Annotated in this window: 20 protein-coding genes; 8 read left to right on the forward strand and 12 right to left on the reverse strand. The window is 37.5% G+C overall.

Annotation, left to right across the window (positions count from 1 at the left end):
* Position 1: 1 nt before the first annotated feature.
* Both H3T44_RS00610 and H3T44_RS00615 read right to left on the reverse strand, forming a co-directional pair.
* On the reverse strand, positions 2–2,638 hold the full coding sequence (locus H3T44_RS00610) for a virulence factor SrfC family protein (RefSeq protein ID WP_198195558.1): 2,637 nt from the start codon (positions 2,636–2,638) through the stop codon (positions 2–4).
* A 16-nt stretch (positions 2,639–2,654) separates the two neighbouring features.
* Positions 2,655–5,579, reverse strand: coding sequence for a virulence factor SrfB (locus H3T44_RS00615; RefSeq protein WP_198195559.1), 2,925 nt, complete (start codon positions 5,577–5,579; stop codon positions 2,655–2,657).
* A gap of 266 nt (positions 5,580–5,845) precedes the next feature.
* Here H3T44_RS00615 and H3T44_RS00620 point away from each other — a divergent pair, with 266 nt between their 5' ends.
* Complete coding sequence (locus tag H3T44_RS00620) at positions 5,846–7,213, forward strand: MFS transporter (protein WP_198195560.1); 1,368 nt, start codon at positions 5,846–5,848, stop codon at positions 7,211–7,213.
* On the opposite strand, the gene H3T44_RS00625 is transcribed toward H3T44_RS00620, so the two are convergent.
* Genes H3T44_RS00625 through thiD form a run of 3 tightly spaced genes read right to left on the reverse strand, consistent with a single transcriptional unit; the run spans position 7,214 to position 9,964 of the window.
* Positions 7,214–8,137, reverse strand: a complete 924-nt coding sequence (locus H3T44_RS00625; RefSeq protein WP_198195561.1) for a retroviral-like aspartic protease family protein — start codon at positions 8,135–8,137, stop codon at positions 7,214–7,216.
* Positions 8,134–9,117: a tyrosine recombinase XerC gene (locus H3T44_RS00630; RefSeq protein WP_198195562.1), complete on the reverse strand. Its 984-nt coding sequence runs from the start codon at positions 9,115–9,117 to the stop codon at positions 8,134–8,136. Before H3T44_RS00630 ends, H3T44_RS00625 begins: the two co-directional genes overlap by 4 nt.
* Positions 9,118–9,163: 46 nt before the next feature.
* Complete coding sequence (gene thiD / locus H3T44_RS00635) at positions 9,164–9,964, reverse strand: bifunctional hydroxymethylpyrimidine kinase/phosphomethylpyrimidine kinase (RefSeq protein ID WP_198195564.1); 801 nt, start codon at positions 9,962–9,964, stop codon at positions 9,164–9,166.
* A 153-nt stretch (positions 9,965–10,117) separates the two neighbouring features.
* On the opposite strand from thiD, the gene H3T44_RS00640 reads away from it, so the two are divergent.
* Both H3T44_RS00640 and H3T44_RS00645 read left to right on the forward strand, forming a co-directional pair.
* Positions 10,118–12,367 carry a primosomal protein N' gene (locus tag H3T44_RS00640; protein ID WP_232347465.1) on the forward strand — a complete coding sequence of 750 codons (2,250 nt, stop codon included), beginning with the start codon at positions 10,118–10,120 and terminating at the stop codon, positions 12,365–12,367.
* A 152-nt stretch (positions 12,368–12,519) separates the two neighbouring features.
* A complete protein-coding gene (locus H3T44_RS00645; protein WP_155565528.1) occupies positions 12,520–13,503 on the forward strand; it encodes an MYG1 family protein in 984 nt (327 codons plus the stop codon).
* Between the two features lie 62 nt (positions 13,504–13,565).
* Here the strand turns inward: H3T44_RS00645 and gabD are convergent, their stop codons facing one another.
* Positions 13,566–15,032 carry an NADP-dependent succinate-semialdehyde dehydrogenase gene (gene gabD, locus H3T44_RS00650; RefSeq protein ID WP_198195565.1) on the reverse strand — a complete coding sequence of 489 codons (1,467 nt, stop codon included), beginning with the start codon at positions 15,030–15,032 and terminating at the stop codon, positions 13,566–13,568.
* Positions 15,033–15,262: 230 nt separating this feature from the next.
* On the opposite strand from gabD, the gene H3T44_RS00655 reads away from it, so the two are divergent.
* Positions 15,263–16,360 carry a branched-chain amino acid aminotransferase gene (locus tag H3T44_RS00655; protein WP_198195566.1) on the forward strand — a complete coding sequence of 366 codons (1,098 nt, stop codon included), beginning with the start codon at positions 15,263–15,265 and terminating at the stop codon, positions 16,358–16,360.
* Positions 16,361–16,418: 58 nt separating this feature from the next.
* Here the strand turns inward: H3T44_RS00655 and H3T44_RS00660 are convergent, their stop codons facing one another.
* Genes H3T44_RS00660 through H3T44_RS00675 form a run of 4 tightly spaced genes read right to left on the reverse strand, consistent with a single transcriptional unit; the run spans position 16,419 to position 20,684 of the window.
* Positions 16,419–16,943, reverse strand: a complete 525-nt coding sequence (locus H3T44_RS00660) for a hypothetical protein (RefSeq protein ID WP_198195567.1) — start codon at positions 16,941–16,943, stop codon at positions 16,419–16,421.
* Between the two features lie 5 nt (positions 16,944–16,948).
* Positions 16,949–18,211 (reverse strand): hypothetical protein, encoded by a 1,263-nt coding sequence (locus H3T44_RS00665; protein ID WP_198195568.1) that lies wholly within the window; start codon positions 18,209–18,211, stop codon positions 16,949–16,951.
* A gap of 5 nt (positions 18,212–18,216) precedes the next feature.
* Positions 18,217–18,969 carry a hypothetical protein gene (locus H3T44_RS00670; protein ID WP_198195569.1) on the reverse strand — a complete coding sequence of 251 codons (753 nt, stop codon included), beginning with the start codon at positions 18,967–18,969 and terminating at the stop codon, positions 18,217–18,219.
* Positions 18,966–20,684 carry a serine protease gene (locus H3T44_RS00675; RefSeq protein WP_198195570.1) on the reverse strand — a complete coding sequence of 573 codons (1,719 nt, stop codon included), beginning with the start codon at positions 20,682–20,684 and terminating at the stop codon, positions 18,966–18,968. The genes H3T44_RS00670 and H3T44_RS00675 overlap by 4 nt, the downstream gene beginning before the upstream one ends.
* 304 nt (positions 20,685–20,988) lie before the next feature.
* On the opposite strand from H3T44_RS00675, the gene H3T44_RS00680 reads away from it, so the two are divergent.
* The 4 genes from H3T44_RS00680 to H3T44_RS00695 all read left to right on the forward strand — a co-directional run bounded on the left by H3T44_RS00680 (position 20,989) and on the right by H3T44_RS00695 (position 22,820).
* On the forward strand, positions 20,989–21,486 hold the full coding sequence (locus H3T44_RS00680; protein ID WP_198195571.1) for a hypothetical protein: 498 nt from the start codon (positions 20,989–20,991) through the stop codon (positions 21,484–21,486).
* Positions 21,487–21,488: 2 nt separating this feature from the next.
* Complete coding sequence (locus H3T44_RS00685; RefSeq protein ID WP_198195572.1) at positions 21,489–21,920, forward strand: hypothetical protein; 432 nt, start codon at positions 21,489–21,491, stop codon at positions 21,918–21,920.
* A 46-nt stretch (positions 21,921–21,966) separates the two neighbouring features.
* Positions 21,967–22,383 (forward strand): outer membrane protein assembly factor BamE, encoded by a 417-nt coding sequence (locus tag H3T44_RS00690; protein ID WP_198195574.1) that lies wholly within the window; start codon positions 21,967–21,969, stop codon positions 22,381–22,383.
* A gap of 65 nt (positions 22,384–22,448) precedes the next feature.
* The gene (locus tag H3T44_RS00695; protein ID WP_198195575.1) at positions 22,449–22,820 is read left to right on the forward strand and encodes a DUF1499 domain-containing protein; all 372 of its coding nucleotides are present in this window, start codon (positions 22,449–22,451) and stop codon (positions 22,818–22,820) included.
* A gap of 3 nt (positions 22,821–22,823) precedes the next feature.
* Here H3T44_RS00695 and H3T44_RS00700 read toward each other — a convergent pair whose 3' ends face one another.
* Both H3T44_RS00700 and H3T44_RS00705 read right to left on the reverse strand, forming a co-directional pair.
* Positions 22,824–23,222 (reverse strand): hypothetical protein, encoded by a 399-nt coding sequence (locus tag H3T44_RS00700; protein WP_122123663.1) that lies wholly within the window; start codon positions 23,220–23,222, stop codon positions 22,824–22,826.
* Positions 23,222–23,830: a hypothetical protein gene (locus tag H3T44_RS00705; RefSeq protein WP_162988587.1), complete on the reverse strand. Its 609-nt coding sequence runs from the start codon at positions 23,828–23,830 to the stop codon at positions 23,222–23,224. The genes H3T44_RS00700 and H3T44_RS00705 overlap by 1 nt, the downstream gene beginning before the upstream one ends.
* Positions 23,831–24,100: the final 270 nt, after the last annotated feature.

Raw genomic sequence — 24,100 nt, forward strand, 5'->3', positions numbered from 1 at the left:
TTTATAAACCTTTTAATACGGTTATGATACGCCCCAGGGCTTCATTTGCAGCTGGATCAATTCCATCAAGACTGGACGCGCCAGCATTTTCTTCAAATCGCTGTACCATGGCTGAAATCCAATCTCGAACAAAACGTTCGTGATATGGAACGGGATGTTCAGGTAAAATCAATATATCATTGGGTGCCTCTCTTGGTTCGAATACATGATGCTCACCCTTTAATCCTCTTGTCATGGGTCTTTCGGATAATGGTACGGAATGATAACCCAAATAATAAACAAAATTACCAATTTCCATTTCTGCCAACAAAACCTGTGTTTCACCCTTTAATGAACCACTGGTGAAAAGCGCCGCATTGCGTCTTAATTGTTCAGCAAGCCTATCCCTGAGATTTAACCGTCTTGCAAGCAAGGATATCTCTGCCGTTAATGCGGTTAATTGTTCTGTTGAAATATAAAAATGCTGTTCAACCTGATCATTACGAGAAAAATCATCCATAATATGATTCCATTTGGACAATACTAAATCGGCATATTGTTCATGACGATCTTTTGCCTGTCCCGTATCCACTTCTTTTTCCTGTTTTTGATCCGATAAATCGGCATCTGGAAACATATCCTGAAAAAGATCGTCTACATCACTTGTTCGACCGATCAACAATCTCTGGTTGGAAAGCTGCATTTCCATACTATGCCATGCTTCCATCATATCCTCTCGCCTAACCTGGAGTGACCGTAACAAAGATCCAAACATTTGTGATTTGACTGATTGCATCAATGATAGAGCTATTGATTGAGCCTCCGATGAAGCCTTTTTAATAGCTTCTTCCGTATTGCCACTATGATAATAAGGTGAAATAAAACGTGCCAGGTTAACAGCAAGATGTTCGATCTGTCCATTAATCTGTTCAACTTTTAACCGTGCGTCACATACTTTTCCCAATGCACCGGCAAGATAGGTGATACCTCCATCATTTGGCTGCAAAACAGCATTCCATGCCTTTTCAGGATCAGCCACATAACGCTTGATTTCAGGATTGCTCAAATAAGCCTGTTTCATCGTTTCAACTAAATTTTTTGCCCGTTCAGCAATTCCAGCTTCTTCCTTATGTCCGTTAACGACCGTATAATCCATAACAGCTGGGAAACTTATAGAGGGACTGCGTAACCAGTAAAGATTATTGAAAGGATGATTATCTCTCCAATTCTCAATCCAACTGCACGTTTTAAAAAAGTCAATTAGACTTGCATTAATTCTGGCTGTCCATCTTGTGCTTGATGAAGGAGATTCTCCTGCTTTTTGTTCAAACTCCCGATCAAATTTTGTTAAAACAACAAACAAATTATCTCTTTGTTTATTACGTTCTTCTTCCGTCGCACCTATACTGTTTTTTATCCATCCATCAATCATACCTGGCAGGGTTGAAACATTCTGTATGGAATCACCAATACACAATAACATTGCCGAAATTTCACGTTCGGCTTCATAGCGTTGAAAAAGATAGGCCACCTTTCCCCGAAGAAATAAACGCCCCAAAGCTTCTGGTGCCTGGAGAAACGCTTGTGGATCGTAAATCATTTCTCTTGATCTTGCGCCAGGAAAATCAAGCAAATCCGTTTCCTTGAGAAATGCCCATGGAGCATCACTTCCTATTGGAACGGTTAATTCTGCCGTCAATGCCGTTACAATTGAACGGTCAATTGATTGTCTTTCCCCTTTTGAAGTCAAAACGGTAATTTTATCCTGGGAATTCATTCCAAGCGTGAATAGGGTTTCAACATTCAATATACTTTTCTCTCTTGGCTTCAGTGCTTCTGTAGAGCAATAGACATTTTCCGTTTTTCCCAAATTTCCTAAAACTGTAAATAAATTTCTTCCTAAATTAGTAAATTGTCCCAGATTGTTCCATAATGGTGAAAACAAGACAGCCGATTCATGAGCTGGAATATACGGAACGGTTTCCCTCAGTTGCTGCCAGTAAATTTCTCTTAATTTTTCAAATCTATGATGGTCGGGATATTGTTTTTTTAAATATTCGTATAGAACCTCTATATCATCAATATCTATAATTGAATTAATGATCTTGTCTTGCATAAAAGGTTTCATGGACTGAAACAAATTCTGTAGTGACTGATCGTCAATTTCGGCATCTTTTGTCTTAAAATCCTCAATTGATGTATTGGTCAATATTTTTATGACATCAACCGCTGACAACAATCGTAATGGAACAGGCATATTTTCATCAATAACGTCAATTTTCCGCGTCGTAAAACGAGATACAAGCCCCGTTGATTCATTACCCCCTTGTGGATTCATATCTGTTAAGAAATTAAGATTCTCTTTTTGATAATACGCTATCAATGCCTGTCCTGGTTCTGTCGCCAAACTTGAAACAAGATAGGATTTACCTGCCTGAGACGCTCCAAAAACCGCCACGGCAGGTGGCTGGTAAGCTGCATTGTCAAGTTGTCTGGCCTGCCGACGAAATCGCCTAAGGGTATATTTGACTGCATCCCCATCTCCCCTAATGGCTTTTGGATTATCTTCAAACCAGTGTAAAGCCATATCAGCAGAACATAATACATTCCCGGTTCTTTTTTGCAGATGCCTGGTCATTTCTTGAATATCGTTTGGCATATTAAATAATCTTTCTCTAGGCTAAGGTAAAGCGACCTGTATCACGCCAATAACCTTCGGAATTCATCATGGTTTGCAATCTCAAGACCAAAAGCCGGGTGGGATATTGCTCGCCATTCCGATCTGTTATTTCAACAATCCTGAATTGTTCGCGATCTGAATAATCATTTTTTAGATTTTCCTTTTCTTGATCGATATCCTGACGCTTAATTGTTACCGTCAAAGGCAGGGCAATTTTATTGAGAGCATTGAAATTATTTATTTCCAAAACATATAATGGCGACGCTGGCCATCTTTCAATTCCAAGCTGACGAAAACCAATCTTGGTGGTATTTTCAAAATCATCAATCTTGAAACCTACATCTTCTTGAGGCTTCCTTTCGGGTAAATCTATATTTGAAAGCCAAACATTTTTATTCCTCAACTGACCATTTTTTTCCAAACGACCAATAAAACGTACAGTGGAATACATATGCAAATCACGTGATCGTAATACAAAATTCTGTAACTTCCCTTCCGCCTGTAAACATAAAGATGCACCAACTACAACGGTGGTTTTTGGATCACTTATACGGTTCTGAGCATCACGGAAAGGATAATATGCACCAACGCGATAATGGTACATACCTATAATACGGTGAACCGGAACCGGCATGGCGGCCATAATCATATCAACAATTCTGCGTAATCTTGAAGGTCTACCTGAAATCAACAAGACATCACAATCATAGGTCCAAATTGCTTCGCACAATTTCGCTATGACATCACCCATAACATATGTGATCGAGGCCTCAACCTGTTGCACCTTGGCTATGATTTCCAAGTCGGTTATTTTAAAATTTTCTGCTCCTGCCTTTTTGGCAAGGGTCTGAATGTAATTTTGGGATCGCTCGATATTTTCCTTGTCCTCACCAAGAACATCGCCAATATGGAATGCATCAAGTATATCGATTGTTCGATCAGTTACATTTTCATAACGGGACAATATTGCCAATGCAACCGGCTCCAAAACATTATTGACAAAAAGCTGTCTTAAATGACGCTCCTGTTCTGATTGCCCTCCCCAGTCCTGTCCAATGGCGGAACTAAAAAATGCCTGGGTGTCAATTACGCCCGCTTTACGTAGGGAATTTTCCATTATTGGTAAAATGATATGCGTTATGATATGTTCAAGAATATCATCCCCTGCTATTTTAAAGCTTTCCCTAAATTCCTGATGTGGACAAATTGTCTCACCCACAGGCACAGAATAGGAACTTATCATCAAGTCAGTCGTTCCACCTCCAATATCCAAGCTTGCTATCCTAATTTTCGGTATCCGGTTATCAGTTTCCCTATCTTTATCGACATGACCGTTTAATTGCATGAACTCATCCACATTTCCACCGAGACGTTCGGTAATCTCGTTATATAACCAAACGATTTGGGTTGCTGTTGCCTCATCAAGATGCGTGTGAATTTTTGGCCGTTCATTTGTAGATATACCCAGCATTTCGCAATATAAATCAATGGCTGCAATCGCACGATTACGTAAGATTTTCTGTTCCGCTACCGGCATACCGGGAGGTAAAGTCAATGTTACAGACCGAAGATGTCTCATTAAAGTTTTATTTTGTCTTTGTTCACGATTTTGAGGCGAATTCATCTGTAATCTCGCTTGAAACAAAATTTCCACAAGCATAAAGGTAAATAATGAACTCCGTGAAAAATTTGGTTGTGTGGTGATATTCTCCCCTATTAAACGTTCCTCCTCAGTCAAAACACGACCATCCGGTGAAATCATTGCCATAAATGCCCCCGTAACTGGAGGATCGATTATTCTGCCCGAAATACCCATGGAACGGCTATTGTAACGCCAGCTTTGCAAAGATAAACGCGTGTCCCATATATATCTTTTAGGAGATGTGATACCGGTTATACCTTCATTTCCAATTCTTGTCCCTGCCAAATGTGCCGCCTCATAACCGACCCTGACCGGACTTGGCCAATAAAAGGCAGACACCCTTCCGGAACGACGGGAGAGAAGATCACTTCCAAAATTTGCACGAGCAAATTCTATACAGCTTGGAAATGGTTTGTCATATTTAAGATTGGGACGTGAAAGATCTCTAAGAATCAAAGGATAGCTATTTGAAAAATTAACATCCTGTCCCGGATGATCCTCAACTAAAATTCCACAGCTCCTTGAATTTCCCAAATCCAGAATTAGGTCTACCTCAACCGGGACTTGTGATGTTATTCCCTTACCACCATCCAGCAAATGCACTGATGGTATGATTTGCAAGGAGGTTAAAATCTGCAGGAATGCCTGATAGACAGCGTAATGCCAACAATATCGTTCTTCATATAAAGAGCTATTGACAACATTTTCCTGTTTGATTTTCAAAAGCCAATCACCAACCCATCCTTCATTCAAAAACCATGCCACATCAGTAAAATTAGAAACGAATTTATAACAGTCCTGTCTTTGGCTATCTTCTATAGTGGGTGCATTATAAATTTCATTATTATCCTGTGTTTGCAAACTTGTATCAAAGACAAGATCAAATTGATACAAATCCTCCTTTATCTGTGTAAGATATCCACGTACCCAATTTGCCGGTCCATTTCGAAAATGCTCATCACCTGTTTCTTCACCCGATATGAGCGCAAAAAAAGGCAGAGGTATCCATTGATGCAGAAACATTTGCATCATCCCTTTCCAGGAAACCTCATAAATCTGATTTTCAGGAGGAACCTGACCGGATTGAACATCCCTCAACACACCTGTTTCGGGATCCTCCCTAAGGGAATGCAAGATATAACGTGGTGTACCATCATCATATTCACCATTACGCTCTTCCCAAAACCAGCAACGAACATTTTTTAATTGCGCAACAGGAATTTTAATAGACCAAAACTGTATTCCACTGTCAGGAATTAAAGTGATGATACGAGACATATGATTCTCAATCCCCTGAGAAATATTAGGACACAAATTGATAGATTAAACTATAACAGCTATTATAAAATAAAAAATAAATAATTGAATTGTTTTAACGACCGAGTTTTTATGAAATAATTTTGAAAATCTATTTAAATATAAATTTCAACCAATTAAAAAATAAATAATATTCTGAGTATGATTGAACACTATATTAATTGAGCTTCATATCTTGACTATATAAATCAAATACCGTACCTAAATAACTAGGTATATTAATAATCATGAACATTCCGATTGAAAACAATCAAAAACGGTTTTTACCCATTGTCGCAGCAATATCATTTTTCATGGCTGCACTTGATTCAACTGCCGTCAATACAATAATTCCCTACTTATCCAATTTTTTTAACACACCTTTATTCAAAACAAAAAATATCATTATTTATTATATGGTGGCTGGGTCTCTTTTCATTCCCCTTACGGGATATCTATGCCAAAAATATGGATGTCGCATAATTTTTTGTCTTTCACTGGCAATTTTTACATCTGGTTCTCTTTTATGCGGACTTTCCCATAACTTGAATGAATTGTTAATCGCAAGGATTATTCAGGGTTCTGGAGGAGCACTTATGCTGCCGATTGGTCGATTGGCAATTATCCAGACCTTTTCCAAAGACGAACTGGTAAAAGCATTAAGTATGGTAACCCTTCCCGCTTTGACTGGTCCCTTGATCGGTCCCATAATTGGGGGGATGATCACTTCTTATTTTCATTGGTCCCTAATATTTTTAATCAATATACCCTTCGGTATTCTTGGAATTATATTTGCCTTACGAATTTTCCCCGATATCAAGGATAAATCAATTAAAATGGATTATACAGGGTATGGAATATTTGCCATTTCAATAGCCTTTCTTACCTATGCGCTCAGTCTATTTAGTGAAACCAAACAATATAAAATTCCAACCCTGATTCTCGTTCTGGGCATTCTTTTAATGATATTTTACTGGATAAAATCCTATAATCATAAACACCCTCTATTTCATCACAACCTTTTTAAAGTAAGAAGCTTCACAATTGGAATTTTCGGTAACATCGTTGCACGTATCGGATGCGGCGCCGTGCCATTCATGCTGCCATTGATGTTACAAATTCTATTGGGACTTTCACCCGTAAAATGTGGTTTTGCAATGTTACCATTGGCCATTGCTTCTTTTGTAGGAAAATCTTTCATCGATCAGATTATAAAACAGACCGGTTACCGACGTTTTCTGTTTATCAACACTATACTGCTCAGTTTTTCATATATTTCGTATGTAGCTGTAACAAGTTCATCCAGCTGGACATTACTGGTTGTTCTCATGCTCATTACTGGATTTATAAATTCCATTCAATTTACAGCCATGAATACAGTTACCGTTATTGATCTATCTTTTCGTAAACAACCTTCAGGAAGCGGTCTATTATCCACAGTCATGCAACTTTCCATGGCTTCTGGTGTTGCCGTCTCTGCAATACTTTTAAATGTAGATCAATCTTTGCATCCCAATTCCGCTCCTGCAATGCATTTTCATTTTACATGGTTTTGGTTGGGTATAACGACACTTTTCAGCTCTTTTATCTTTTGGTTTTTGCCAAAAGGAAAATAATTATTCTTCCCTATTATTTATAAAATACAATTTTTCACGTTTATAGGATATCCATATTTTATTTAGTGCAAACCAGTCTGAACCAATCAGCATATCTGCTTCATCATGCAATGGGGATACGGTCAATGTAGGTTTGATTTCAACCTGTCCACCAATTTCGAAACGCTTAAATTGATACCAGTGATAAACAACCTCTTTTGAACCAATCGAGCTTGCCAGTCCACCCGGACGTGTGGCCAGCTCATCTTCATGAATTCCCATTTCTTTTACTTTTTGAAGGGCAACTATTCGGGATCGTGCACCACTGTCAATTAGGGCTTCTAGGGGAAACTGATCAATTCTTACCTTTGTAAACACACGAAAACCTTTTTTGTCCAAATCAGTAATATGACCTTTTTCTTGCCAAAAAGGTGGTACCATACATAATAATGAATGGCTGTTCACCTCCCATAAATTCAGCTTTCCTGTTTTTAATGAAAATTCAACATCAAAATTTGATAATATATCTCCACCGATCAATCCTGTAATGGCAGGTTTAATTCTTGGAAATTGAGGTAAATTACCAACTGGTATAGATAAAGCGCCCAGATTGTACGTTCCTATGTGCATATTTCGGATAAAAACATTTTGTACTGTTTTACTTCCCCCTTTTGAACCCAGTATTACTGTTTTTTGGCCTGGATCCACAGGTAAATGCAACCTTGAAGCTTCATCCAAAGAAATAAGACTTCCTTCTGAACCTGTGTCAATAATAAGGGAAACCATTTGTCCATTAATTTGAAAATCCCCTATTATATAACCTCCTATATTTCTGAGAGGAATTTGCGCAATTTTTTCATAACTGCATAAATTCCTTTCGGCTTTGGCAGAATCAAAAGACCATAAGCCTGTAAAAAAATAAAATGTCAGAATGAGTTTTTTCATATTTTTCTATTTATATTCGCTTTGGGATGGGCTTTATTCCATACTTCCAGTAAATGAGATTCATCCATCAATGTATAACGCTGCGTTGTAGACAGGCTTGCATGTCCTAACAACATCTGTATTGTTCTTAAATCTCCTCCGTTTTGTAAAATATGGGTGGCAAATGAGTGACGTAGGGCATGAGGTGTTGCCAATTCTGACAATCCCGTAATGCGTCTGTATTCACGCATATTTTTTTGGGCAATCGATGGATTTAACCTTTTGCCTTTAACACCGACAAAAACTGGTGATCGAGATTTAATCATAAAAGGGTAATGTTTTTCCCATTTTATTAATGCGTCAGCCACATAGGACAAAATCGGCACAAGTCGTTCCTTGTTTCCTTTACCGGTTATCCTTAGGGTTGCACCCTCACGGGTCAGATCTGCATTTCTGAGATCCCCCCAATTTAAGGATAAGGCTTCAGACAACCGCAAACCACAACCATACAACAATGTAAATAAAGCGATGTCACGATTTTGAGTCATTGGAGACTGATCAACAATCGCAATATTCCTAGTCAACTCTGAAGCCTCTTTTTCCGTCAATGGATGAGGTAAAGGTTGATTGACCTTTGGAATCTTTATTAATGAAGCAATATTATTCTCAATATAATAAAACCTTGCCAAAAAGCGATAAAATGACCGCAATGCGGATAAACGTCTTTTACGTGTACGGATTGCGGCATCTTGCGTATGTCGACCCTGACCAAGATAATGACTTTTAAGGGCTTTGTTATTTTCGTCCGCCATCCATGCCCTGACATCCTTATATGAAAGATCGGCAAGATCATGCCCGGTTATTTCTTTACCCCTATAATTTGCAAAAAATTGTAAAAAAAGGGTTAAATCTTGTTGATAGGCAATAATACTATTAGATGAGGCTCTTTGACTGTCCCTCATCCATTTCAAGAAATGCTTTAAATAATCTTCTGCCAGCATGATTGGATCCTTTTCAACACGATTCTGTCACTGAAATGATAATTTATTATAAATTCCATATTCTGTAAAAATGATTGACCGGCCCATGTCCCTTACCCACTTGCAGCTGATTGCCAGCCTTAAGTGCATGCCCTAGATAAGTCTTGGCCTCTCTGACCGCATCAGGAATTTCCATAACGGGAATCAAGGCTGTTATGGCAGAAGACAACGTGCATCCTGTACCGTGATTATTATTTGTCAGCACTCTTTCATCCTCATAATTGAAAATTTCATTCTTATTACATAATACATCTAAACAGTTAAATCCCTCGAGATGTCCCCCTTTTAACAAAACCCAATGAGATCCAAATGAAAGTAATTTCTGTGCCTCCTCTTTCATTTCCAGCATTGTTATTGGATCATCTCTATTCAATAAAACACATGCCTCCGGGATATTTGGGGTAATAAGGGTGGCAAGAGGAAATAGTTCGTCTTTCAATGCATTAACTGCCGCATCATTGATCAAATGATCACCGCTTTTTGCCACCATGACAGGATCAATAACGACCTTGGCAACATTATATTCTCTCAGTTTCTGGGCTACAATCCTGACAATAAGCTCATTGCCAAGCATTCCGATTTTGACAGCGTCAACATGGATATCCTGAAAAATCGCATCGATCTGATCTGCAACCATATTAGGATCCATAATCTGAAAAGATCTTACCCCTTGGGTATTTTGCGCAACAACCGCCGTTATAACTGACATTGCATAAGTTCCCAATGCGGAAAAAGTTTTGATATCAGCCTGGATTCCCGCCCCTCCACTTGGATCGGTTCCAGCAATTGTTAAAATATTTTTAATCATGTAGATCCCAATTTATGTCTAATATTTTATGATTATAGTTTTAATTCATTCTAGAGATATATTTTATCTTAAATCCAGAACATATAGTTTCAAACAATGCTATACTATCCTCGTAAAATAAGATTTTGCCTCAATTTCAATTGAGTTTGTCAAATGAATCCTGATATTTTATCTGATATGCCTCTATCTTACCGTAAAATAGTCCCGGTTCTTCTTCCTTACCCATTCAAGGAACCTTTTGATTATATAATTCCACACGACCTAAAAATAGAAAAAATCATTCCTGGTACCCTGGTTATTGTACCGCTCAATCAACGTAAGGAAATAGGGGTTGTCTGGCAAGATCACGTTCTATCAGGCAATTTGTCTTTATCACTCACCCCAAAAAAAGAAAAAAGAAAATTAAAAGAAATTATTTCCATTTTACCCATTCAGCCCCTACCGAGAGTTTTAATGCAATTCATTGATTGGATGGCAAATTACAATTTTACAGAATCAGGTTCCGTTCTGGCAATGGCAATCCGTAATATCAGAACTCTCACCGTTCCCTTAAAAAAAGAATATGGATGGATAAAAACTTCACCTTTGCCAACAAACTTGAAAATTACCGAAAAAAGAAAGAAAATTCTGGATTTCATGAATATTCCAGATCAAGCCTATACAACAAGGGAATTGACAGAAAATTTACATATAAAACCTTCGGTTATTTATGGACTGGAAAAATCAGGGGGCATTTTCAAACAACCCCTTACCAATTTTACGCAATTTTCAAAACCTGATCCCAATTTTCATCAACCTAGCCTTTCCGAAGAACAAACCAAAGCAACAACTTTTTTAAAGAAACAAGTCGATAAGAAAAAATTTTCTGTTACTTTACTGCAAGGCATTACCGGTTCAGGAAAAACAGAAGTTTATATGCAAGCCATAGCTTCCTGCATCGAACAGAATAAACAAGTTCTGGTTTTATTGCCCGAAATCGCTTTGTCAGCTCAATGGACCAACCGGTTTTACAAACGTTTTGGCGTAAATCCTGCACTATGGCATTCCGATCTAGGTTTGAAACACCGTAAACAAACCTGGATGGCTATATTAAAAAATGAAGTTTTCGTGTTAGTTGGCGCGAGATCCGCCCTATTTCTACCTTTTTATGATCTGGGATTGATAATTGTGGACGAGGAACACGAATCTTCCTTCAAACAGGAGGAAGGTGTTATCTATAATGCCAGGGATATGGCCATTGTCAGGGCTAAACTATCCTCGTGTCCTATTATTTTGGTTTCCGCCACCCCTTCAATGGAAACCCTGATAAATGCGCATCAGGGAAAATATTTTCATCTCACCTTAACCAAACGACATGGTGGGGCTATCATGCCACGAACCGAACTGGTTGACATGAAAATACATCCACCAGAAAAAGGACATTTCCTGTCACCACCTCTTGTAAAGGCAACACAGGAAAAACTTGACAAAAACGAACAGGTCTTGTTTTTTTTGAACAGGCGCGGTTACGCCCCTTTAACTTTATGCCGTGCTTGTGGTTACCGTCTTGAATGTCCACATTGTTCAGCATGGTTGGTTGAGCATCGCAGCACTAGAAAACTGGTATGTCATCATTGCGATTATTCTATACCCGTTCCGCTGGAATGTCCCCATTGCAATACCAAGAATAGTCTGGTTCCCATTGGTCCTGGAATTGAACGCATTACCGAAGAGGCAAGAGTTACCTTTCCTGACGCAAAAATCCTTGTCATGTCCAGTGACTGTTTAAACAGCCCCAAAATGACAGCCGAAGCCGTTCGCCAAATTATGCGAAAAGAAATCAACCTTATTATCGGCACCCAAATTGTTGCCAAGGGATGGCATTTCCCTGATCTTACTCTTGTTGGAGTTATAGATGCCGATTTGGGATTAACCGGCGCAGATTTACGTGCGGCTGAAAAAACATTACAGTTATTGCATCAGGTCGGGGGTAGAGCCGGTCGAGCCAGATTTCCCGGTACAGTTATAATTCAAAGTTTTTTAACAGATCATCCCGTAATGGAGACGTTAATCAAAGGTGATTTCAATCAATTCATGATCGAAGAGGCGCATGAGCGTAAAGCCGGATTTTGGCCTCCTTACGGTCGATTGGCCGCCATAATCGTAAGTGCGGATACAAATCAGGATGCTTTGGAAACAGCTCAAGAACTCGGTCTAAATGCACCCAGCAGAGATGGGGTCATCGTTTTGGGACCTGCCCCAGCTCCCCTATCTCTGCTTCGTAACCGTTATCGACAGCGTTTATTGTTAAGAACACATAAATCCATCGCCATACAGCCGATCCTACATCAATGGTTGGATCCAATTAAACCCAAAAAAAACGTAAAAATAACCGTGGATATCGATCCAATATCGTTTTTGTAAAATCGATTAAGATTTATAGTCTGAATATTTTCATAATTAGAATTCATATAAAATATTCTGTATGAAATCCTAATTAATCGCTCGCATCCAATGATGTTTTTATTTATTATGTTTTTTCGTTATTAATTTATTTGTACTGATCAGGAGATCCCATGCCTAACTCCCCTACAATTCATTCTGATTCTCTTACAGAAGGATTGATGGATTATTCAAAGGAACTTTTAATCGTCACACATAACGGACGTTTTCATATTGACGATGTTTTCGCCTTTACAACCTTATTTCTTGCATTGGATTTAGAAAATAGACCCTTTCGGCTGGAAAGAACACGTAACCCTGAAATCATTGAAAAAGCTGATATTGTTTTTGATGTTGGGGGAATTTTTGATGGTAAGCGTTATTTTGACCATCACCAGATTGGTGCTCCTGAAAGAGATATCAAACAGACACCCAAAAACATGGAAGGAACTATTCCCTATAGTTCTGCCGGTCTTATATGGACCGCTTTTGGCTTGGATGTCATTAAAAAACTAGCCCCTGACCTGGATGAGAAATCACATCGTGTTGCGCATAGTGTAATTGAAAAAGCGCTAGTCATTCCCATAGATGCAATCGATAATGGAAAAATGCAACCTGAAAACGGATTAAATTTTTCATCAATCATAAATATTTTCAATCCTGCGTGGGATTGCGACGACCCGTCAAACCAGCTGGAACGTTTTTTTGAGGCAAGTAAAATCGTTCAAACTGTTTTGATTTATCAACTTAATATTGAATTTGCTCGTAACAGAGCCATCAGCTGTTGTGAAGAAGCATACAAGAACAGCCCCGATAACCGTATTTTGATGTTGCCTCGCTGGATGCCACATATATATCCGATTTTTGCCAATGGTTGGAATACACAACTGGTAATTTACCCTGCAGAAAATGAATGGCGTGTCGGGACAGTTCCGATCCGTATGCACGGAAACGATCGACGAAGATTGTTTCCTGCCAGCTGGGGAGGACTAGAAGGAGAAAACCTAGAAAAAGAAACAGGAATTCAAGGGGCGAAATTCGTTCACAAGGGATTGTTCATAGCTGTTGCCACATCAAAAGAGGCAGCAATTGCACTTGCGCACAAAACCCTGGAATAATTTATAAAAACTATAATTAAGGATTAGAATTCGTGTTAATCCTTAATCTTGTCTAGTCTGATTTACAGGTGAATACCCAAGCATAAATATTTGATTTCAAGATAATCATCTATACCATATTTGGAACCTTCCCTTCCAAGACCTGATGCCTTTATTCCGCCAAAAGGTGCCATTTCATTTGAGATCAAACCAGTATTAATTCCCACAATCCCGTATTCCAAGGCTTCTGATACACGTGTTATTCTTGAAATATCATTGGCATAAAAATAGGATGCTAAACCAAATTCCGTATCATTGGCCAGATGAATAACTTCTTCTTCAGTTTCAAAGCGATATACAGGCGCCAAAGGTCCAAAAGTTTCCTCTTTCGAAACCAGTGCATTAAATGGTACATTCGATAAAATTGTCGGCTCGAAAAAACATCCTTCAAGAGCTTTACCACCCATGACAACAGTTGCGCCTTTATTTACAGCATCATCAATATGTTCTTTCACCTTTTTCAAGGCATTTCGATCAATCAAGGGGCCAATGGTTACATCTTTATTCAATCCATTGCCAACCTTGAGCTTGGTAACGGCATGTTTAAATTTTTCAATAAATTGATCATAAACTGAATCATGAACATAAAATCGATTTGCACAGACACAAGTTTGACCCGCATTTCGGTATTTGGACATCATTGCCCCTTCCACCGCCGCATCAATATCTGCATCTTCAAAAACGATGAAGGGTGCATTCCCCCCCAATTCCATTGATAATTTTTTTACCGTACCGGCTGATTCCTGTATTAATTGAGCGCCAATTTCTGTTGATCCTGTAAAGGTTAGTTTACGAACTATTGGATTTGAGGTCAACTCTCCACCAATTTCCCCTGAGGATCCTGTAATGATATTGAAAACCCCTGGCGGTAATCCAGCTTCTTCAGCAAGCACACCCAGGGCCAAGGCAGAGTAAGGGGTCATACTTGCGGGTTTAAGTACCATTGAACATCCAACTGCCAATGCTGGACCAGCCTTGCGGGTAATCATCGCGTTGGGAAAATTCCAGGGGGTAATTGCTGCCGTAACCCCAATTGGTTGTTTGATAACCGAAATCCGTTTATCTGCCGCGTGTCCGGGAATGGTATCGCCATAAACCCTTTTTGCCTCTTCGGCAAACCATTCCAGATAAGACGCGCCATATTGAATTTCCCCCTTAGCCTCCGCCAAGGGTTTCCCCTGTTCAAGTGTGAGAATTAATGCAAGATCATCCTTGTTTTTTTCCATTAATTCATACCAACGACGCAAAATGACAGATCGCTCTTTTGCGGTTTTTTTTCGCCACGCAATCTGGGCGGTTTGTGCGGCATTGATAGCCTTTTTTGTTTCGTTACCACCCATTTTCGGAACAGTTCCAATAATTTCATCAGTTGCAGGATTGACAACCTGAATTACTTGACCATTATCTGCATTCAACCATTGACCATCAATGAAACATTGCTGTTTGAACAATGACTTGTTTTTTAAATCGTCAAGACTTTTTTGAACCATGCCTGTTGCTTTCTATCATATGGAATAATTAATGTTATTGAGATTATAACAAAGCGAATTCTGTTTTGTTATAATTTACATTATCATAACAAAGAATTGTTTTTGATTTATATTTTATAATAGATCCATATTAAAATTTTACTGAAAACAACTTGCATAACAATCTATTTTGCTGTTGTATATTTTGTAACAAAATTACTTAAAACTAAAGATAAAAGAAAGATAAGAAAATGAATTCCGGAAAACAATTTCCGATTAAATTCTCCCAAAATCCAAACAGCCTGTCAAAAAAGGAACGTGAGGCAATTTTAAAAAAACCTGGTTTTGGGCAAAAATTCACAGACCATATGTTGGTAATTCATTATAATGATGAAAAGAAATGGCATGATGCGGAAATCAAGACTTACGGACCAATTAGTTTGGATCCTGCCGTTTGCGTTTTTCATTATGCACAAGAAATATTCGAAGGCATGAAGGCCTATAAGGCAAATGATGGTCGTATTCTTTTATTCAGACCAGAAGCCAACGCAAAACGTTTTGCCAATTCGGCCAAAAGGCTTGCCATGGCCCAACTTCCTGAATCACTCTATTTACAAGCCATTAATGAATTTGTTAAAGCGGAAAAGAACTGGATCCCAGACCAGGAGATAGGTTCTCTATATCTCCGTCCTTTCATGATTGCCAGCAAACCTTATCTTGGTGTTAAACCTTCCCCGGAATATCTATTTATGCTGATTGCCTCGCCAGCCGGTTCCTATTTTTCCAAAGATGCGCAATCTGTATCTGTATGGGTTTCTGAATTCTATACAAGGGCGGCCCCCGGTGGAACTGGAGAGGTTAAATGTGGTGGAAATTATGCCGCCAGCCTTGCCGCCCAACAGGAAGCTACGAAAAATCAGTGTGACCAACTTATTTTTCTTGATTCTGTAGAGCATAAATGGATTGAAGAAATGGGAGGGATGAATATCTTTTTTGTATTCAAAGATGGAACTTTATTAACCCCCCCCTTAAGTGGAACCATTCTACCTGGAGTAACCCGTGATTCTCTTATTACCTTAGCAAAAGATAAGGGACTGACCGTTAAACAGGAAAAATATTCAATCCATCAATTGATTGACGATATACAATCAAAAAAAATCTCTGAAATCTTTGCCTGTGGCACTGCCGCTGTCATTACGCCTATTGGAAAAATAAAAAATTCAAAAGGCGAATATATCATAAATGAAGGTAAATCAGGAAAAATTACCCAAGACCTTCGTAAAAGTTTGATTGACATTCAATTCGGAAATGTCATTGATCCCTATCAATGGGTAAAAATAGTAAAATAAAAACTTTTTATTTTTCTTATCTTTAATAACCATTTTCCAAACTAAATAGATATATATTTTAGGGAAAATGGTTTTCGTATTCTGAAAATCCGAATTTAGCCTGGCTTATACAATAATTAAACTTACTTAACATGGATGGCAATCCAAGCAAATCAACAATATTTACGGGTTGTTGACCATATTCAACAACAACCAAATCTGCATAGGATAATTTTTGCAACAAATAGTTGAAATCCTTTAAATTCAAACGATTCATCAACATATTTTTATCCATCGCTTTCATCGTGAACAAAAAATGTTCCTTATTAATTGTCAAGGCTATATTTTTATTTCTACCCGGAATTTGCTTACCTTTTGAATCCCATAAAATCAAACCAACATTATTTGCATCCCTTTCAAACCCAAGAACCAGATCATTTGAAAGAACATGACATGAATTAATTTGCTGTTTCATATGTGAATAATGAAACGCTGTCCAATTTCCTTCATGTCCATCCAGATAATATGTTTGTTCCGCAGCATTCACTTGCAAGCAAAATAAAAATAAACTGTAAACTAGAAATAAATAATTACGAAACATCATCTTGATTATCGTTTAAATATACCTGTGGACTGATGACCATTTGCGTCTATATATGTACATCTTGCTTCGCGATCATTCAATCTTGTACAAACATTTTTACCACTGATAAGATGAAAATCCCCCTGACAGTCCTCTGGTTGATTCAGTACAAGCTGTTCGCCCTGAAACCCGGCATATAAAGGTCCCTGACATGTCCCACCATCACGCCTTGTTAAAACCTGATGACCCGCCGCGTTCGGATTAAAACACAAGGACCAGTTTGTTACAGGTTGATGAGAATTGAAAAATAAACCGTGCGTATATAATTCTAGATGTGTTGTCAAATGCCAACATCCCTTTAACATTGTCGTGTCTTTCTTGTTCCATGATTCCTTTGGAAGATCAACATTGTTATTGGATTTATCATCTGTTTTTGATGGAACAGTTGAATTTACGGGAGGTTTTGGAACATTTTTTTTCTGCAAAGTGTCTATATCAGGTAAATTCGAATTATCTTTCAGGGATGGTATTTCAGGTAATTGTTCAGGAGGTGGTAAAGGGTCAATTTTTGTTGGATCAATAGGTACCAAGGGTTTTACCGAAGGAATTCGACATTGATTTTGTAAAATATTCCACTGTTCAAGCAACTTATTTCGTTCATCCGCCAATTGATCCTGACGTTTTTTGTCATTCATTACATGCCTGACTTTATTTTCCGAAGGATAAATGATTTCACATTTTTTTCCATTTAAATCTTCATCCGTCCAAAATATTGACGTCAATAAACCTAATGCAAAAGCACTCAATGCTGTAATCCAAGGAAATCTGTTCCAAAAAAACAAATGATTTCTCTTTTTTCTCACAACACCCATCAATGGATCATAGGTTTTCTGGTCACATGAAAAACCCCATGCAGTGATTACAGGTTTTCCATCAACGGCATACAAAAAATCCAAGCCAGGAAATTGACGGCATTGATTGAAAAATCTTGAAAGCGTGAGACCAGGATAATGTTGAGTTAATTCCTCAATATCCAGCAAAATTGAACGTGTTGCCTGTAATAATTTTTGCTGCTGATTTTGATCAAGTTCTTTCCATGAAAAACTTGTTTGTCCCTCCGCATTCCAACGAACGATATCGTTATTGAATTCTGGCTGAGCAAAAATTCTTGCGTGATCCGCATCACTATAGGTTAATATTTCATTATATATCTGATGATAAAAATTCTGCTGTCGATTAAAAAGAGGTTTTAACCGATTGATTTTTTGTCGACTTAATACCAAAACCATCAGGTTCATTCCTTATTGACCAAAGAATGAAGATCATTTTGTTTTTTTAGTATCACGCCAACAACAAGCAATGTCAAAAAAAACAACACCAAAGGTAAAAGCCAATAATAACGACAATAATTTATTGATATGATTCCTTTCCACCATGGCAATATCATTAATAATAGTAAAATGAGACCACTTGTTATCCATGGCCAAAAATTTTTGTTCTCAATGCGATTATTAAATGGTGAAACTGGAGGAGAAAGAATTGTCATAACTTTCATATTCCTCTCCTTTCCCTTGGCGGACAAAACTTCCTTTTTTGAATAAGGCTGATTTGATTCATGTCCCCATTCCAATATGGCTGGTCCATGAGGGGTTGCGATTATGAATTCGTCATTGGGAAATTGTAATGCATCCAAAAGAAGCTTGCCTCTTTGCTTTTGCAATGAATCTGGAGAGTTTATCAAACATTGAGCGTATTTTTTCCCTTTTTCGATATAATCATACGCCTCTTTTAAATTCTCCTCTTTTGATAAATGTTTGACAGGGAGATTTTGGCTGTCGACAGGCAAATACCAATCAACCTCTCCTCGTCCCCGATCCAATTGAGGTTCAAGCAATAAAGCGGCACATTCAGGACCGACATTCTTCTTCAAGAGGTCATACAGAATATGCCAGTTTTCCAATATCAACTGACCATTCATTCCAAGGGGTTTTGCCTTATTGAAATTGGTTGTAACAATCGGTCTTCCTGGAATAAATTGTAGTTTCATTTTGAATTATCCTTTTTAGATTCAATAGGATCAGAAGATGATTGATTATTATTTTGCTCGGATTTATCAGTTTTAGATGCGGGCTTGTCAGCCGATTGGTCTTGCTTTACAACCGGTTCAGGCTGGCAAGCTCCCAATTGAACCTGGATAGGAAGATTTGAGGATTGTAAGACTCTAACAATCATGTCGGATTTTTGGGCATAATTACCATGGGAGGATGTATACTGATCCATCGTTACAAACGTGTTTACTCCAACTACCCTTCCACAAAGATCAACCAGTGGACCTCCAGAATTACCCGGAGAAACCATTGCGCTATGAGGCATTATTTTTTCTCCATTGTGATTATTTTGAATTCCGTTAATCTGTCCCTTGGTCAATATAACACCAGGAATTGCTTGTAGATCACCCTTCATCAGCCTTTGCATCGCATCATCCTGGCTTATCATGATTCCCGGATAACCTGCAGCGACAACATCCTGTAAGGGTCGTGCATCTAATGAAAAACTCAGAGGTTGTTGCGGTGGCGCATTTTCAACCTTAAGAATTGCCAGGTCCAGTCCTCCATTTTCTGTAGTCTGACTTACAGAAACAACATGAGCAAGTTTCAACTGTCCCAAGGACTTATTGGTAACCATTACAGAATTGTTCTTGGCATTTTCAACCACATGTCGATTAGTCACGATTGTGTCGGATGTAACGAAAAATCCTGTACCCGAAGCGGCAGATACATCATCGTCCTTTAACACCATTATAAAAACAGTACTTTTTTCAAGCAGTTCCGGTAAACTACCTTCAAAAATTTTTCCGGTTGAAGTCATTGGTGTAAATGGATGTTCTAAACTTTTATTTAATGATGGATCTGCACGAGATTCCCTTATGTTACAGGGTGGATTTTTTAACCTATCCTTCAAAATCTTAATTTCTGTTTCCAGATCATGATTGGATTTCTCTATTTGCGGATATTGTTTAACAAGATTATGAGCTTCCCGAACTGTAATTCCATTAATTTTGATTGGATGTTCAGCAAAAATTATTCGCCAACCCAACAATAAACCTATAAAAAAAAACAAAATCGCCGCTATTAATCGAGATAAAACAAATTGATTATTGAAATTTGTCAAAAACCGAAAACGTAATGATATTTTAGGATTTACCGTAGAATTTTCTCGTGATTTAATAGATGACTTTATTTGTCCATTTACCTTTTTTTCATCAGAGAAATGTGAAATAGCGTCTTTTGCAGGTTTGGGCTCAGATGAAAATTGAAACAATGATGGTAAATATATTCCTGATTTTTTATTGTCCTGAAAAGAATTTGCTCCCCAATTCTTAATAATTATCTTATCCCCGCTTATAAGAATATCCCTAAAATCCGTAATATGTAAAACAGCTTCAACAATTTTTCCGCTCGAACTGTCCCTGGATATATTTTCAAACAAATTTTTAAATGAAATAGCCATTTTCTGATAAATTTGCTGCTTTTGCGGCCCAGTTATTATTTTTGGCTCTTCAAAGGTATCCACATACCAGGAAATCAATAACGTATCTTTATTTTGATTTTCTGTAACAACAGGTTCAGCCAATTGTATATCTGGACAATACTGAGAAAAAATTTTGATGATCAAATCGTATTTTTCATAAATAATTTGATCATTTATAGTCATTATTTCTGATTTTTTTAGATTCTGTTTGTCAAGAAGAAATAATGTCATATTTGCTCGCAAATTTTATGAAATAGCTTTTAAACTTAATGATAGTAATCCAATGTTATATTCTTGCCAAGTATGGCATAGCAAAGCCAAGCTTTGAGTCCCGTATAACAAGTAATTATCAATAAAATAAAATCAGGCAAAACTTGCCAAAACTATTCATTTTTAAAGACAAAAAACAAAAAATAATTTAAGATAATTGAAAAAATCAAATTGAGATTTTTAAATAAACCTTTTTACCAAATTATATTATAATAATTTCGTATGTAAAAAAATAACGGAATGATTTTCCAAATCGGATACACCAATGCTAACTATCAAAAATTATTTGAATTTGAATATCATTATCGGAATTACATTGGCATTAATCCCCTTATCTGTTCATGCAAAAAATGACAAATCTTTGACAACAATGGAAATTCGGACTTTACAGACAAGGGAATTCCCGAATTTATCTTCTTCTCAAGCCTATCAAATTGCTTTGTCTACCTTTCAGGATCTTGGATTTATTATTACAGAAACTTCACCTGCCATGGGGCTTGTCGCAGCCAACCAGACTCACCCTGATTTAAATCAGGTTATTTTGGCAACTTTAACTTTAAGTTCAAAAAATGATTCTGTTCATACAATCATTGCACGCCTATCCTTAAGTGCCTATCCACTTTATAATGGTGAAGAAGGTGCAAATTTAAACGGTGGTCCTCCAAGACAATCTGAAATCATTCGATCCCCTGTAACATATCAACAGTTTTTTGATGCCTTTTCCTATTCACTATCCCTTCATCAAAATTACACATCTCGATGAAAATGACACTTAAATTTTTTCTTTGCATATTAGGGTTGTCATGTTTCTCACTGACAGCTTGTTCAAACAATAATGAATCTGTGCTTCCCGCCACTCAAAAACGTGTAAATGAAACGCGTACATTCGAGGCACCTAATCGAGATATTTTGTTGAAAACCATTATTACAACACTGCAGGATCAAGGTTTTAATATTGTAAAAGTCAATTTGGACAGTTCCGAGGTAACGGCACAACAAAACAGCAATATAATATTAAGTGTAATGACATATTCCATTGATAGAAATGAATTTGCTGTAAGAGTCAATGGACAAATTTACAATAATTTCAGCGCTTCCTCAACCGGATATGAAAATATAGCAGACCCTGTTTTTTATCAAAAGAATTTTTTTGAACCACTATCCCGGTCACTATTCTTGCAAAACCATCCATTTTAACCTTACTGTAAATAATGGCTTCTCTATTTAATAATGGACAAACATCATGCGCTTTCTCAAATATGTGATTATTCCCACCACAGTTTTACTCATGGCTGGTTGTGAATCAGCATCAAAACAGGCCCAAGATGCTCAGACGGCTCAAAATACAGATGCCCATCTGACTCTTGGAACCATTGAAAGCCAACTTCATAAAGGTATGAGTAATGCCTCGGTTATTGAAATTTTTGGGCCACCCAATATTGTAACTTCCGATGATCAACATCAGGAAGTATGGGTGTATGATCGAATTTCAACCATGCGTACACATTCCAGTTCTGGAGGATGGGCAACCATTGTTATCCTCGGGTTGGGAAACAAAGCCAATACATCCAGCACGTCACAACGAACACTCACCTTGATTGTTAAATTTGACCATAATCAAAAAGTTAGAGATTATTCTTATAGATATAGCAATTTCTAGGAATGCAAACACTTTCTCGTATATATATTTCTATATCCCTTTGGGGCCAAATCTTCATTGGGATCATGGTTTTATTAAATCCGCTTCAAACTGTTTTAGCAAAACCGCAACAGACTCTTGCACTAAGGGCTGTTCAGAGTCGATCATTTGAAACTACGGATCAGCAAAAAATGATCCAGGCCATTTCATCTACGCTGCAAGACATGGGATATATCATTGTGAGATCAAATGATCAAATCGGTTTTGTCACGGCAACCCATTTTACAGATGACATAATTGAAATTACCGTTACGACACAACCCAATAAAGATCATATTATCGTCAGGGCTACGGCTCGTATGAATAACTTGCCATTGAACAAAAACCCTGAATTCTATCAAAATTTTTTCAATCAGTTATCTCAAGCCACATTCTTGAACACCAACGCCATTTATTAGAGATCAGGATAAATTACGTGACAACGTATCAAAAAATTCCTGATAAACTTGGGGTGACGTTACAGGATATTGATTGTAGCGCAAAGCTATACGAACTGTCGTACCATGGTTCACCATTGATATTATATTTGCCTGCATGATATGTCCGTTTTCCAGACGTATGACTTCAATCAGATGGCTTAGATCATCCACCCTGACAATTTGAAAATCCAGACTGACCAGTGTTTTAATTACGGCTTGATTAACCCTATTTATATCTGACTGATCAAATTGCCGCATTTGCATATTACGAAGCTGACCTGTCGGTAAATCAGTTAATCTCAGGCTTGTTGGTATGGAATTCCCATTACATCCTGCCAACAATAAAACCACGACCACAGAAAATAAATGAAAAATTTTCATTAGGATTGAGCCTGTAAATAAATTGCTTTTGACAAAGCTTCAAAGAAATTCTGATAAATTTTTGGATCCCGGACTAACCAGATTTCACCGACATGTCCGTCATTGTAAAAATCACGCATTTCAATTGAAACATGAATTTGAAACCCTTTTTTATTATTTTCCAAAGGTAAAAGCACAACAGAAACAGAACTGTTTTTCTTGGCAACATATAAACTATTTTGTCCACCAGCCAGTTCAAACGGTCCCAGCTGAATTGCCAAATTTCCACCCGCCCACGGTTTTTGATGAAAATGAGTGATCGGAATTCCAAAAAAACTCAAAGGCTGACCAATATCATATGTCTGGTCTGCATATAAGGTGCCAACCCCCGCATTCACCTCTCTTATAACATAATGCTGATCTTGGACAACATTCATTACAGCACGCATAAGCTCTGATCTATCAGTTATATCGAAATCCCTGCTTTGCATCGAAAAACGAGCGACCCTGTCTGAAGTTAACCTCATACTATTTTGAGGAGGTGTATCAGAAGCTGAACATGCACTTAAAAAAATTAAGATGACAACCAAACTGTCTAGACAATAAGAAATTAGGTTTTTCTTATTCATATTCACATAATCCGTCTTGACTTCTGAAATCTTGAAACGAATTTCCAATATTTAAAAGCCTATAGTTAATATCTGTAACAAATATTGTAATAATAAAATATACAGTTTCATTCTACATTAATATTTTCCCATATTAAAATAAACAAGATATATTTGTTTGGATCGTTTCGTTATAAATTCTTTACCGTTTAACCAAGGATAACTCCTAACAATAAGCAGGGAAGTTTTCTTTTAAAAATTGATTTTGATTCAATCATTGGTTCCAAAAAT

The organism is Commensalibacter sp. M0355 (assembly GCF_016101365.1).
GTDB classification, from domain to species: domain Bacteria; phylum Pseudomonadota; class Alphaproteobacteria; order Acetobacterales; family Acetobacteraceae; genus Commensalibacter; species Commensalibacter melissae.